This is a genomic window from Alteromonas sp. AO-Serp, from assembly GCF_017849675.1.
Lineage (GTDB): Bacteria > Pseudomonadota > Gammaproteobacteria > Enterobacterales > Alteromonadaceae > Alteromonas > Alteromonas macleodii.
Map to the genome: position 1 here is coordinate 15,663 of NZ_JAFLMX010000018.1, position 14,359 is coordinate 30,021.

The 14,359-nt window shown below is 45.9% G+C and carries 12 protein-coding genes; 3 read left to right on the top strand and 9 right to left on the bottom strand.

What is annotated here, in order from left to right; genetic code table 11:
* Positions 1–13: 13 nt before the first annotated feature.
* Entirely contained in the window at positions 14–754 is a 741-nt protein-coding gene (locus QVA83_RS01565; protein ID WP_287498058.1) for a MauE/DoxX family redox-associated membrane protein, read from the top strand.
* A gap of 94 nt (positions 755–848) precedes the next feature.
* Here the strand turns inward: QVA83_RS01565 and QVA83_RS01570 are convergent, their stop codons facing one another.
* The 6 genes from QVA83_RS01570 to QVA83_RS01595 form a co-directional block, all read right to left on the bottom strand.
* Positions 849–1,829, bottom strand: coding sequence for a histone deacetylase family protein (locus tag QVA83_RS01570; protein ID WP_014947830.1), 981 nt, complete (start codon positions 1,827–1,829; stop codon positions 849–851).
* Entirely contained in the window at positions 1,826–3,667 is a 1,842-nt protein-coding gene (locus QVA83_RS01575) for a bifunctional acetyl-CoA hydrolase/transferase family protein/GNAT family N-acetyltransferase (protein ID WP_014947829.1), read from the bottom strand. The genes QVA83_RS01570 and QVA83_RS01575 overlap by 4 nt, the downstream gene beginning before the upstream one ends.
* Positions 3,668–3,780: 113 nt before the next feature.
* Positions 3,781–4,278, bottom strand: coding sequence for an alpha/beta hydrolase (locus tag QVA83_RS01580; RefSeq protein WP_014947828.1), 498 nt, complete (start codon positions 4,276–4,278; stop codon positions 3,781–3,783).
* Between the two features lie 56 nt (positions 4,279–4,334).
* Entirely contained in the window at positions 4,335–7,433 is a 3,099-nt protein-coding gene (locus QVA83_RS01585) for an efflux RND transporter permease subunit (RefSeq protein ID WP_014947827.1), read from the bottom strand.
* Positions 7,434–7,454: 21 nt separating this feature from the next.
* Complete coding sequence (locus QVA83_RS01590; RefSeq protein WP_014947826.1) at positions 7,455–8,600, bottom strand: efflux RND transporter periplasmic adaptor subunit; 1,146 nt, start codon at positions 8,598–8,600, stop codon at positions 7,455–7,457.
* Between the two features lie 316 nt (positions 8,601–8,916).
* Positions 8,917–9,636 carry a DNA-J related domain-containing protein gene (locus QVA83_RS01595; protein ID WP_287498059.1) on the bottom strand — a complete coding sequence of 240 codons (720 nt, stop codon included), beginning with the start codon at positions 9,634–9,636 and terminating at the stop codon, positions 8,917–8,919.
* 196 nt (positions 9,637–9,832) lie between these two features.
* On the opposite strand from QVA83_RS01595, the gene QVA83_RS01600 reads away from it, so the two are divergent.
* On the top strand, positions 9,833–10,549 hold the full coding sequence (locus tag QVA83_RS01600; RefSeq protein WP_014975331.1) for a DUF1499 domain-containing protein: 717 nt from the start codon (positions 9,833–9,835) through the stop codon (positions 10,547–10,549).
* A 74-nt stretch (positions 10,550–10,623) separates the two neighbouring features.
* Here the strand turns inward: QVA83_RS01600 and QVA83_RS01605 are convergent, their stop codons facing one another.
* Positions 10,624–10,941: a DMT family transporter gene (locus QVA83_RS01605; protein ID WP_014947823.1), complete on the bottom strand. Its 318-nt coding sequence runs from the start codon at positions 10,939–10,941 to the stop codon at positions 10,624–10,626.
* Positions 10,942–11,056: 115 nt separating this feature from the next.
* Positions 11,057–11,659, bottom strand: a complete 603-nt coding sequence (locus tag QVA83_RS01610) for a LysE/ArgO family amino acid transporter (RefSeq protein ID WP_014975330.1) — start codon at positions 11,657–11,659, stop codon at positions 11,057–11,059.
* Between the two features lie 177 nt (positions 11,660–11,836).
* Between QVA83_RS01610 and QVA83_RS01615 the strand changes: the two genes are divergently transcribed.
* Positions 11,837–12,721: an ArgP/LysG family DNA-binding transcriptional regulator gene (locus tag QVA83_RS01615; protein ID WP_039226907.1), complete on the top strand. Its 885-nt coding sequence runs from the start codon at positions 11,837–11,839 to the stop codon at positions 12,719–12,721.
* Positions 12,722–12,762: 41 nt separating this feature from the next.
* Here QVA83_RS01615 and QVA83_RS01620 read toward each other — a convergent pair whose 3' ends face one another.
* A complete protein-coding gene (locus QVA83_RS01620; RefSeq protein ID WP_232300899.1) occupies positions 12,763–14,310 on the bottom strand; it encodes a GGDEF domain-containing protein in 1,548 nt (515 codons plus the stop codon).
* Between the last annotated feature and the right edge of the window lie 49 nt (positions 14,311–14,359).

The following is a 14,359-nucleotide window of genomic DNA, read 5'->3' on the forward strand; positions in this document are numbered from 1 at the left end:
CAAGGAGTCCACAATGTCAAAGCGCGCCGTTCTTTATCGCATGGTTACCCCTGAACACATTTGTCCCTTCGGACTTAAGTCGAAAGATTTGCTAGAAAGAAAGGGCTACGATGTTGAAGACCATCACTTGTCCAACCGAAGTGAAACTGACGCTTTTAAAGAGAAGCATAATGTGAAAACCACGCCGCAAACGTTTATCGATGATAAGCGAATTGGTGGCTATGATGACTTACGAGATTATTTCAATTTGAAGCAAGAAAGTGAGTTCGGTTCGCGCTACACACCTATCATTGTGATTTTTTCTTTAGCCGCCCTTGTGGTATTTGCGCTCATGCTAAAAGGTGGACTCCCGACAGGTATTGAACCTTTCATAATGAATTTCATTGGCATCACCATGGTGATCCTCGCATTACAAAAACTACAGGACATTGTAGCGTTCTCAAATCAATTCATTACTTATGACTTACTGGCAATGAAGCACGTAAGGTACGCGTATGTGTACCCTTTCGCAGAAGCGTTTGCTGGGCTTGGTATGCTAGCGGGGCTTCCCGCACTATTAGTTTCACCTGTTTCTATTTTTATCGGTGCAATAGGTGCAGTTTCAGTTATTAAAGCGGTATATATCGATAAACGTGAACTTAAGTGCGCCTGTGTGGGCGGTAATTCAGACCTTCCTCTTGGGTTTATCTCGCTTACCGAAAACCTTGCCATGTTAGGTGCTGGCCTTTACATGCTTACACGATGGATAGCTTAATTAAATGAAGGCTGATGAACCGGTGTTGAGCTGGTATCTATTGCCGTGTTTACCCGTTGAATTAACAACACGATAATTCACTTGCTATGAGACCCTATTGAGTTTCTTCAATAGGGCGGCTCATACCTTTAAGGTGCGACACCACACTGCGGCCTAGTGCACTTAAATCGTAGCCACCTTCTAACATGCTGACTATGCGACCATGGCAACACTCGTCAGCCACTGCGCGAAGTTGTTGGCTTATCCAGAAATAATCGTCTTCCACCAGTCGCAAATGCGCCATAGGATCTTCTGCGTGGGCATCAAAACCCGCTGAGATAAAAATCAGCTCAGGTTGAAAGTTGCGCAATGCGTTAAACCAGTGCTGCACTTTTTCTCTAAATACTTCACCTGTAGAGCCTGCTTCTAGCGGTACAGAAAGAATATTACTCGCCGACACCGGTGAGCCACTATGTGGATAAAAAGGATGCTGGAAACTGCTGCAAAGCATGATGCGTTGATCGCCAGCGACAATTTGCTCAGTACCATTTCCGTGGTGAACATCAAAATCGATTATGGCAACGCGCTTTAGTTCATAGTTTTGAAGGGCATAGCGCGCAGCTATAACAATGTTATTAAAAATACAGAAGCCCATGGCGCTGTCGTATGTAGCGTGGTGACCTGGCGGCCTTGTCGCGCAGAACGCCTGCCTGTCACTGCCTTCCATAACCCAATCCACCGCATTACATCCCGCACCAGCCGACTCAAGTGCTGCATTTAAGCTGTGTCGCATCAAGCCGGTATCTTCGTCTAACCATGCCACGTTATCCTTGCGTTCGGAATAGAGCGTTTTTTCGTGGTCGCTAAATATGGACTGAGCCGCATGCTCAAACACACTTTTCACATAGTAAGGGTCGTGGGCTAGCTTAAGATAAGCTTCAGCAATAGGCGTAGCATCAGCGTGCTCACACACCATATCGAGTCCAGAAGACAGTAATTGGTCGTCTATGGCGAACAGGCGATCCGGTGACTCGGGATGATCTTTCCCTAAGTCGTGTTTAGTGCCGTGTTTGCCGCGAAAAATTTTAATTGTCATGCGAGTGATGCCACATCTAGTACTAACTCTATGTCACTGGGGTCGCCAGTGAACTTCCGTTTAAATTGCGCTTGCTCGAAAATGGCAATCATCGGGCTGTTGTCGCCACGCACGTAGGCCATCATCTTTGCAATGCCTCGTTTTTTCGCAACGTTGATCAATTCGTTTAGCAGCCTGCTTGCCATCCCCTTCCCTTGCTGGGTTTCACGGGTAACAAACGCTGCTTCACAGGTATTGTCATTTGGATTGAAGTAAAAACGCCCTACTGCGTGAATGGTAATACGGGAGCCTTCTTGCCTTACAATACATAACGCCGCATCTGAGCTTTGATCCACCGACACTAAATTACACGACTTTTCGCGCGACATTTGCTTCGGGTCGTAGTTGTAACGCAGCCTTAGTGTTTCTTTCGTATGGGAGTAAAAGAATTCCTGCAAACGCCTTTCATCGGCGGGGTTCAGCGGGCGCATGTAATAGGTTTCCCCCTGAATATTCAGTTTTTTAAGCTGAATAGCACCCAGTTCTGGAATATCGGTTGGGTACTTTTCCTGATAATGAGGTACCCAATAATGCTGTCTTACTTCTTCTAAGAGCGCTGCACGGAATTTGGGGTGTGCCACACGAATAAGTTCCAATGCACGCTCTCGAATGCTTTTGCCTTTAAGCGATGCTATGCCGTATTCGGTCACCACGTACTGAACATTCCCTCGCGAAGTAACAACACCCGCCCCTTCACTTATACGGGGTGTGATACGGGAAATGGTTTCATTCTTGGCAGTAGAAGGCAGCGCTATAATCGCTTTCCCACCTTTACTGATAGACGCGCCCGTTACGAAATCAACTTGCCCGCCTATGCCACTGTAAAAGTCGTAGCCCAATGAATCGGCGACGACCTGACCGGTTAAATCCACTTCAAGCGCACTGTTAATGGCAACCATATTATCGTTCTTGGCAATATTGGTGGGTTTGTTTACGTAGCTACTTGGATAAAACTCGATGTGAGGGTTGCTGTCGATTAAATCGTAAAGCTGGCGAGTACCAATAGCAAAGCTAGTAACAATTTTACCGGGGTGGAAAGTCTTCTTCTTGTTGGTGATAGCGCCCGACTCCAACAGTTCAATAATACTGTCGGTGAGCATTTCGCTGTGAATGCCTAGGTCTTTATGGTTACACAGATATTTAAGGGTTGCACTCGGTATTTTCCCAATACCAAATTGCAACGTAGCACCGTCGTCCACCAGCATAGATACATACTGACCAATTCGCTCTGCCACCGAATCGATAGGCGGCGGCGTTACTTCAACAAGCGGCTCTTCGGCTTCAATGCAGGCCGTTATTTCGCTGATATGAATATAAGAGTGCCCGGCGGTTCTTGGCACCTGAGGATTAATTTGAGCAATGACCTTTTTGCTTTGTCTGATTGCTGACATAGCAATATCCACTGCAGGACCTAGTGAGCAATAGCCGAATTCATCGGGTGGGCTTACGTTAACCAGCGCAGCATCCAGTGCCAGCGTACCGTCGCTGAATAAGCTTGATATTTCAGACAGGAAAACGGGGGTATAGTCAGCACGGCCCTCATCGACCGCCTTACGCATGGCTTCGCCACCAATGAAGAATGTATTCGCTTTAAAGAGGTTTTTATACTCTTCTTTCACCCATCGGGTGTCGCCTAAAGCCAGCATATGAACCAGCTCGATGTCGCTAAACCCTTCGCTGTTATCAATGAGATGCTGCACTAGTGCATGCGGCACCGAGGCATTTCCGCCAACAAAGACACGGCAACCAGACTTTATCAGCGACGACCATTGTGGCGCTTGAGGTAAACTAAATGTCATTTCCATCTGCCCTGTTTTAAGCAATAACTCATCATGCCATAAAAACAGGCGCTTTCCCGCATTTGCGTAAGCGTGAACTATAAGCGATTGGTCGTAGGCTTACCGATTCATCATTAGTATCGAAATTTTTCCAACCAATTTCTGAAAAACGGAGAAATAACAGATTTGCTATTCGCTAGGCGATGGCCGTCATTAAGTAACAAGAGCTGAGCTTTTTGATGGCGCGCGTACTTTAAGCTATTTTCGATAGGCACGATATCGTCATTCCAGCCGTGCACTAGGCTCACGTAGCCGTCGTAGGGGAACCGTTGAATTTCGTAGTTTGGCAAATACAGTGCAGGAGCCATAAGGAATACGCCTCGTGCCGAGATTTGGCTTGCTGCGGCAAGTGATACATAGCCGCCCATGCTTGAGCCAACCAGAACAACATCATTGCACTTTTCAGCAATAAACTCTTTAAGTCGCGCTAGGCGAGCTTCCGGGCAGTCGAGATCTTGATAATCAATACTCTCGACGCCAAAACCCATATCGCTCGCTACATTTGAAAGCGTTGTTATTTTACTGCCCCATGGACCGCTTTCTTTGCCGTGAGAAAAAACAACGGTGGTCATTACCGATATCCCTATTCAAAAATGAAAAGTTTTTCCCACTCTAGCGCACTTGCTTGTTACTTGTCTTCCCTGTGAAAGAGTTTTTCTACCAGCACATAGAACATGGGCACGAAGAAAATCGCCAAGAAGGTAGCGGCGAACATACCACCCATAACCGCAATACCTATTGCATTTTGGCTGGCTGCGCCTGCTCCGCTAGCTAGTGCTAACGGCGTTACTCCCAAAATAAACGCCATTGACGTCATTAGAATTGGGCGGAAACGCTGAGAGGCTGCATTTGAAACCGCAGTCATTAAATCTTCGCCGTTTTCGTACTGCTCTTTTGCAAATTCGACAATAAGAATAGCGTTTTTCGCCGCCAAACCTACGGTAGTCAAAAACGCTACTTGCAGGTACACATCGTTCGGCAAGTTGAAAATAAACGCAGCGGTTACAGAGCCGAGAATCCCCAAAGGTACCACTAACATAACGGCGAATGGCACAGACCAGCTTTCGTACAGGGCTGCTAAGCACAAGAAAACAATCAAGATTGATAGTGCGTAAAGCATAGGCGCTTGCGAGCCTGCTTCCTGCTCTTCATAAGATAGGCCTGACCATTCAATTGCGAAGCCTGGCGGTAACTGCTCAACCAATTTCTGCATTTCAGCCATTGCTTCACCCGAAGAGATACCTTCAGCAGCACTACCTTGAATATTGACAGACGACACGCCGTTAAAACGCTCTAACTTAGGTGAGCCATAAACCCATTCAGTGGTCGAGAACGTGTTAAACGCCACCATCTCGCCGTCGCTGTTGCGAACAAACCACTTATCCAAGTCTTCAGGGGTCATGCGATGAGGCAAATCTGCCTGCATGTAAACACGCTTAATTCGACCTTTATCAATGAAGTCATTTACGTAGCTGGACCCCCACGCTATTTGAAGCGCGTTATTGATCTCACTTAAATTCAATCCAAGTGCCGACGCTTTCTCGCTATCAATATTGATTTTAAATTGAGGTACATCGCTTAAACCATTGGGGCGAACACCCGCCAGCTTTGGATTCTGCGCTGCCATGCCCAACAGCTGATTACGCGCATTCATCAGCGCTTCGTGACCATTTCCACCACGGTCGACAAGCTGCATATCAAAGCCCGTTGCATTACCTAGTTCCATGATAGGCGGAGGCACTATAGGAAAGGCTGAGGCATCTTGAATTTGGCTAAACGCGCCAAAAGCTCGATTCATCACTGCAAACGCAGAATTGTTTTCGTCTCTTACGCTCCAGTCGTTGAAGTTTAAGAAAGCCATACCCGCGTTTTGCGCCTGACCCGCAAAGCTAAAGCCCACAACCGCGAACATGCCGTTAACCGCGTCTTGTTCTTGCTCAAGAATATAGTCTTCCACTTGCTTGATAGACTCGAGCGTACGGCCAGCTGTTGCACCAGGCGGTGTGCTTACCAACACCATCATACGCCCTTGGTCTTCATCTGGAAGAAACGCGCCAGGAAGCTGGCTGAAAATAAATGCCATACCACCTACAAGCAAACCATAAACAACGAAATAGCGCTTAAAGCGTTGCGCCATGTGAGTTGTTGTCTTTTGATAGCGATCGCGGCCTTTGTTAAACGTGCGGTTAAACCAGCCAAAGAAGCCTTTGTTCTTGTCATGGTTTTCCGGATGCTTTTTCAATAACGTGGCGCACAAAGACGGTGAAAGGACGATAGCGACCAATACCGAAAATGCCATAGCTGACACGATAGTAACCGAGAACTGACGATAAATAGCGCCTGCTGAGCCGCTGAAGAACGCCATTGGGATAAATACCGTTGAAAGCACGGCCGCAATACCAACAAGTGCACCTGTGATTTGAGTCATCGACTTTTTGGTGGCTTCGGCAGGTGAAAGGCCTTCCTCTTCCATAATACGTTCAACGTTTTCCACCACCACGATGGCATCATCTACGAGCAGGCCGATAGCAAGTACCATAGCAAACATGGTTAGCACGTTAATACTAAAGCCAAATGCCAGTAGCACAGCAAAGGTGCCGAGCAATACCACAGGTACCGCAATGGTAGGAATCAACGTTGCACGCCAATTTTGAAGGAACAGTAGCATCACCAAGAATACCAGTACTACCGCTTCAATAAGCGTATGTACTACCGACTCGATAGAAAGCTCGATAAAAGGAGAACTATCAACCGGGTAAACCACTTTAACTGTATCTGGCAAATTCGAGCGCAGTTCTTCAACTCGGGCTTTTACTGCCTTAATGGTATCTAGTGCGTTCGCGCCAGAGGCAAGGCTTATCGCCATACCTGATGCAGGCTTGCGATCGTACCGAACAATAACGTCGTAGCTTTGCGCACCCAGTTCAACACGCGCAACGTCACGCACGCGAACCTGTGAACCATCGGTATTTACGCGAAGTACGATGTTTTCAAAATCTTCAACGGTTTGAAGGCGACTCTGCGCTTGAATTGTCGCGTTAATTTGCTGATTTTCTATTGCAGGCATACCACCTAGTTGACCAGCAGACACATCTGTATTTTGTACCTGAACGGCGCCTTGAACGTCAGTAGGTGTAAGATTGTAGCTGTACAGTTTATCTGGATCTAACCATATACGCATTGAACGCTGCGCACCGAATACCCGTACATTTCCCACTCCATTAACACGGGAAATCGGGTCGCGAAATTGAGAAACTAACAGGTCGCTCAGGTCATATTGCGTCATTGAGTCGTCTTCAGAATAGAAGCCAACTGCCAATGCAAATGCGCTATTTGCTTTAGTTACGGTTACCCCTTGTTGCTGTACCTGAGTAGGCAACAGCGGCAGTGCACCCTGTACCTTATTCTGAGTTTGTACTTGCGCAATATCAGGGTCAGCACCTGGCTCAAAAGTGAGCGTAATAGACATGCTGCTGTTCGAACTGCTTGCCGAGAAATAACGTAGGTTATCAATTCCCGTCAGGCTTTGTTCTATTACCTGAGTAACCGAGTTCTCTACGGTTTCTGCAGATGCTCCAGGATACGTTGCGGAGATAGTCACCGAGGGCGGTGCCACCTTGGGATATTGTTCAATGGGGAGTGAGGTAATTGCCAACACACCCGCCATCATTGTGATAATTGCCAGCACCCATGCAAACACGGGCCTGTCTATAAAGAAACGAGCCATATTACTTAAATCCCTTGTTTGCTATCGTGAGCCACGTGATGATGGTTGCCACTCTGACGGATTAACTTTCGCGCCAGGCTTCACCTTCTGATATCCAGTTACAATTACCTTTTCGCCTTCGCTCACACCGCTTAGGGCAACATATTGGTCTCGATAGATTTTGCCTATTTCCAAAGTACGGCCTTCAACTTCGTTGTTTTGGTTAACAACATAAACTGAAAGCGAACCGTCTGGTTGGCGTGTCGTTGCGCGTTGAGGAACAAGCAGCGCATTTTCGCGTCCAGTAATGACGTGGCCTTTCACAAACAAGCCAGGCAGCAATACACCATCTGGATTTGGCATTTCAGCACGAAGTGTTACCGACCCAGTGGTCTCATCAACCGTTACCTCAGAAAATTTAACGCTGCCTGTTTGGTCGTAACGCTTGCCTGTTACTTCATCTACCGTTAATTCAACATCCATTGAACCTTGGTTTCTCATTGACTGACGAAGCGTAATAATTGACGCACCTGACTCCTGCATATCAATGAAAACTGGGTCAAGCTGTGTAATGGTTGCAAGTTGCTGAGATTGGTTCGTAGTAACAAGGGTACCTTCAGTAACAAAAGAGCGGCTAATACGCCCGCTGATTGGGGCGTACACTTTGGTGTAACCCATGTTAACCTTTGCTACGTCAACAGCAGCCTCAGCTACGCTGATTGCCGCTTGCGCTTGATCTTTCTGAGCAATTACGTCGTCATATTCTTGTTTGCTTACCGCGTTTTGCGCAACAAGGTCGTCATAGCGTCGCGCCTTTGCTTCCAACGTTTTAAGGTTCGCTTGAACACTTTTCAAATCGGCTTTTGCGCTATTTAACTGTGCTAGATAACGGGCTTCGTCAATTTGATAAAGCTGCTGTCCTTTTTCTACATGTGCGCCTTCTTCAAACAAGCGCTCCGTAATAACACCATCTACCTGAGGACGCACCTGAGATTGACGAGACGGGCTTACTCGGCCCGGTAACACCATTTCATGTACTACAGGTTCTTGTTTCAGTGTAACTACCGATACTGAGGGTGCAGGCATACCTTGCTGAGCACCTTGCTGTGCTTGCTCGCCTTCATTCGAACACCCAATAACGCCGACAAGGGTTATTAATGCTGCAGTAACATAAAAAATGCGACTCATAAATTTTCTATTTCCCAATAACTTTTTGTACAGAACACGGCCTTTGCTCTGCATATCCAATTTTAAAATTAAAGCTTATTGCTTCCGGTGCACCGAATTATCTAGCGCATTTCAAAGCCTGAAACTGCGATAATTGGTTTTGAAGTGGCATAGTTAAGCGATCATTGATACGGATCTACGCTCTTATAGGTCATATTGTGCGCATTTATAGATGATAATAAAAGTCAATGAAGTTGAAATTACTGAAGTTGTCGGTCAAATACCTGAGCGTGTATACGTTATACGAATAAAGCGAAATCACAGCGCACTTAACGTTCTATTTTAACGAATAATAACCCAGCAATAACTGGTAGGCGTGAATGACGTCTTGGGCTTCCTGTTGCGTTCCTCCCTTATCAGGGTGAACCAACTGCAGGGCTTTTTTATATACTCGTTTTAGTACCGACAAAGAAACATGTTCATCTTGGGGCAGGCCCAGAAGCGCGTGGGCATCAGCAATATCTTCCTGCTCAAAGGTGTGCGCGTTTCCTGAGGCCATGCGATGCCAAAACGCATTGAGCAGTGCATCTACACTTTTTCTGTCGGCCTTCTCAAAATTGCCCCAGTCCAAGTAGTATTCAGCTAAGGCATCAGCTTCGGTTATTGCTCCAACCTTACCCTGACTTTCTTTATCTTTATAATTGTCGCCGTGGGTACTATTTTTGTCGCTGTGGGCACTATTATGGTCGCTGTGGGCACTTTCTTGGTTTAGCTTAATATTAAGAGTATGAATGTCTAGCACGCCTTCGCCCTGCTCTATCCAACGACGTTTAAGTTGATAAAGGGCGTGAAACACAATGAAATGGGTTTTAAAGAGCATTAAAGGCTCTCGTAACGAAGCGTCATCAAAAAAGTGATATGGCGCTTTTTTCAAAATCTCAATGAGCTCATACTCGCTCACACCACGTTGAAAAAGCGGCTTTTGTGTCGATAACGTATCAACAAGTAGTTCGGCTTGAAGCACGTAAGCTTCGCTGGCATCAGGCTGATTTTGCAAAACTAATTACCTTGCTTTAAATAGGGTTCATCCAGGGCCTGCTGGTCTTTGATGTACGTTAAAGACCAACAGCCCTAGTGTACAAACATGTTAAATATTGGCCTAGTACCGATTTTATTGCTAGAAAGTAATCCAAAACGCAACGTTCACTGTTAAAGTAGCTTAGTAAAAATAAAATAATAACTTTGGAGTTCACTTGAAAGCACTCATTGCCCTTACCAGTATTGTCGGTTTTCTTATGGTGGTATTACCCGGCCCCCTTTATCAGTATGCCGGTGTGAGTTTAGGCACCGCATTTACTTCACTGCGATTTGGCGTGTATGTGGGCGGCGCAGCGTTGATACTCATTATTTTGCAGGTTTTGATTAACCGTAAAAACGTTAGCTGGGGAAGCACCTTCATCTGTGCCATTCTTGCCCTGGTTGCTGTAGGAATGCCGGTGAGCATGATGAGCAAAGCCAGCGCAGTTCCTCCGATCCATGACATTACTACCGATGTCACTAATCCGCCGGAGTTCGTTGCAATTGCTCCGCTACGCGAAGGTGCGCCTAACTCCATCGCTTACGAAGGCGGTGAAGTCACTAAGCAGCAACTAGAAGCTTACCCTGAAATTAAAACTCAATTGCTGCCGCAACCTGCAAATGAGGTCTTCATCGCTGCAGAAAAAGCCATAGAGGCGCTTGGATGGGAACGCGTTAATGAAGGCGCATTGCCGAACACCTTAGAAGCCACCGACACCACAGCGTGGTTTGGTTTTAAAGACGACGTAGTTATTCGTCTAACCGCTAAAAGCGATGACACACTGGTTGATATCCGCAGCAAATCACGAGTAGGGAAAAGTGATTTAGGCAAGAATGCTGAACGTATCGAAACCTTTATGGCAGAGCTTAGAAACCAACTTGGATATCACTAAAATCTGACCACCCGCTTAAAAAACAAAGCCCGTTCGCACTAAGCTAACGGGCTTTTTTGTAATTGGACCTAACTTTAGTGGGCCAACTTTAAGACAACGACTCCTGCAACAATAAGCGCTACGCCGAAATATCGTGCCAATGACGAGGGGTCGCCATAAAACATAACACCCACTAAAAATGTGCCCGCGGCGCCAATTCCTGTCCACACAGCGTACGCCGTTCCAATTGGAATTTGTTTTTGCGCCATCCATAAACAAAAACCACTGGCAGCCATAAACCCAACCGCAAGTAAAATACCCATTACGCGGGTTTCCGCCTCTTGTGACATTTTTAGTCCAACAGGCCAACCAATTTCCAGAAGGCCCGCCACAATCAAATAAATCCAGCTCACCAGTCTATCCCTCTCTTCGCGCTCATCGTCAACTATCACAGATGCGTAGCGTACCGTCTTAAATCATAAAGCGTACTCGACGCGTCGTAATATTTTGCTATTTAGCGCTTTTGCCTTACAAACTCGCCAACTGAATACTTACCATACCTAATACCGCAGCATTAAGACGGTTAAACCAACGCCAGAAATTAGGGCGCTGCATATGGTGTGCAAAACGTGCGGTTAAGGTACTCAAACCTACGAACCAAACCACCGATGCACCAATAGCTCCCCCCACAAACCACCATTTATTTTCTTGCCACTGACTCGCTAAGTTTCCCATCAATAATAAAGTGTCTAGGTAAAAGTGGGGGTTTAACCAAGTTACTGCCAACGCAATGAGCAATGCTTTTTTGAACGACAGTTGCTTTTTCGCCATTTCTAAAACAAGCGCGTCGTTGGCCAAAGATGATTTTATTTTGTTAAAAGCAATCCACAGTAAGAACGCAACACCAGCCCACTTGGTGATAGACACCAGCATTGGGTATTCTTGCAATAGCAAGCCAAAGCCCATCGCTCCTAAGCTTATTGAGATAGCATCGCTTAGGATAAACAGCAGGACAAATAAGGTTGTCCACTGTCGCTTCATCGATTGCTCAATCAAAAAACTGTTTTGTGCGCCTACTGCAATAATTAGGGTACCGCCCATCACGAAACCACTTGTTGCTGCCGCCAACATGATAAATGCCTCTTAGTGTAAATAAGTTCAAACGCCGTAGCTGTAACGCGGTTTAAGGTTACATGCTGAATAATTGGCTTGATTTTATACACCTTGAAAGACTAAATTAAATTAATGATATTTGTTTTGAATAAGCAAAATTAATACTTATAACCTTCTTTTCACAGGTAGTCATTAATGTTGGATTACGACGCGCTTCGATGCTTTCATGAAGTGTTACGCTACGGCGGATTTGAAAAAGGTGCACAGGCCCTAAACCTCACCCAGTCGGCGGTATCGCAAAAAATAAAACGGCTAGAGCAGAGTGTCGGCGGCCCAGTGATGGTTCGCACCAAGCCGCTTCGCGCTACGCCACTGGGAAAAGAGCTACTGGCGCATATTCAAAAAGTAAGCGTATTAGAAGAAGCGCTGAATATACAAAGTGGATTAGAAGCGTCGGCTGCACCTATAAGCGTTGCCGTGAATAACGATGTGCTGGCTACCTGGTTCTCGCAAGTAATGGCCGCGTTTAGTGATAAGCGTGCCAACCCGATTCATATTGTTAATGCGGATCAAACTCAAACCCGAGACATATTACAGCAAGGCCGTGTAATGGCTTGCATTAGCCAAACAGGTACACCCGTTACCGGTGGGCAATCTATAAGACTGGGAACCATGCGCTATCAACTTTATGCATCGCCTCGCTTCATTGAGCGATACCTGCATAAAGAAATATCCCCCCAGAGCGTGATGAGTACACCGGGTTTGCTGTACGACGAATACGATGTGACTTTGCTGACTGATTATCAACGAGAGTGTTTAAACATAGCCCCCTCTTTTACAACTTGTCATTGGTATCCATCGTCTCATGGCTTTGTCAAAATGGCGCTAGATGGCGTAGTGTGGGCTTTGCTACCCACGCTTCAAGTTGAACAAGAGGTTAACGAAGGCGATCTCGTTCCGTTATTTCCTCAAAAAGAGCTTGGTGTACCGTTATTTTGGCATTGGACAACCCTTGAATCGGCAGCGCTTGCCGACTTGACCAAAGCCGTAAAGAATATAGCGAAAGCGCAGCTTAAATGACCCTAATACGCTGCGTGTGTGATACGTTGCTGGAAGGTTAATTAAGAAGACGCCAATTGAGCCGTCTTATGCTTCTCCTTAACGCTGTACATCAGTTTATCTGCTTTATTTAACAGAGTGGTGAGATCTTTGCAGCGTTCATTTGTGATGTATGTGCCTACGCTTGCCGTAACAGAAATAACAACGTTATCGGTTCTAATATCCCTTTCCAGCAGACTGGCTTCTATACGCGCAGCCAAGCGCTCAGATTGTCCTTCACTGTAACAGTGGCTTAGCACCACAAATTCATCGCCACCAAGGCGCCCTACTGCATCTTGGTCTCGGCATCGGCTCAGCAGAATTTTAGCAATAACCTGCAGCACTTTATCGCCGCAATGGTGCCCGTAATGATCATTAATCTCCTTGAAGTTATCAACGTCGATAAATAGCAAGGTCAAATATCCTCCTTCCTTGTTGAAGTTAGTAAGCAGGCTTTGTGCTATTCCTTCCCATCCACTGCGGTTTAGCACTTTACACAAGGAATCTGTAGACGCACGTTTGAATGCACTTAGCCTATCGTCATCGAGCTTTTTTACTTTTCTCGACGTGGCAATAGCAAAAATAAACGCTTCAATAGTTATTCCCACAATAAGTCCGTAGCGGTACATAAACGCTGACACGTCTGAAAAAACCAATCGAAACATCATGGAAAACACCATGACAGCAATACCCATTAATACTAAGTTTGAGCAATGTACTTTGCGGTAGGCGGCGTAAACACAGCTTGATAGCGTACAGGTCATTGTTATCAGCGTGATAAGACTTAGCGTACTATTTACTCTCATCGCATCAGAAGTGGACAGAATGATCTGCACAAATGAAAGTGCCAGTGCCGAACACGCCATTCCCAGAATAAACTGGCGCTGCCATACTTTTAGCAGTGCTTTGAAATCGAGTAGTTGATCAAGAAACTTTACCGCAGCAAATACCGTGATCCCTGCGAATAACAGATGCAGTTTAAAGTTCGAGAAAAAGGCGACATGGGGAAACGCAATGTTCAGTAACCCTTCTTGAAGCAAAAAGAAAATTGCCGCACTGAGCACATAGAAACTGTAGGAGTAAAAGCCGTAGTTGCGCATACTCGTTCCCAGCATTCCTACGTACAAGGTTAACGCTAAGCAAAAGCCGATGAACAAGCTTAATGTGAAGGTATGTATTGACGCCAACGTCTGAAAATCATTTAACGTAGCGATATTTAGCCTGACAGGTCGCTGTACCTGAGAGTTAATATCTAAAAATAGACGCTTATGGGTATTATCTATTGCATAGGACTCAAATGCGCCGGTTAACTTGGGGACTTTTTGCATCTCGCTGTCATACAGCTGATTATAAGAAAGGTAGTTTCTTGGGAAATAGAGAACGTGAGTCGCGTTGACATCGCAGCTTAACGAAAGTCGCTGTGCACCTTCTTTAAGTACGATAGACAAAGCACTATCGGTATCAGTATCAGAAGTACCATTTTCAGCATTAATGACGCACGCTGCATTGGCAAACGTGCCGAACGTCAGCAAAATCAACCCAAACAACAAGCGAACAAAATTACGCGACACTCCACATGCCATAGATTTGCTTCCTACTGGTACCGCAGCTAAATCCGTG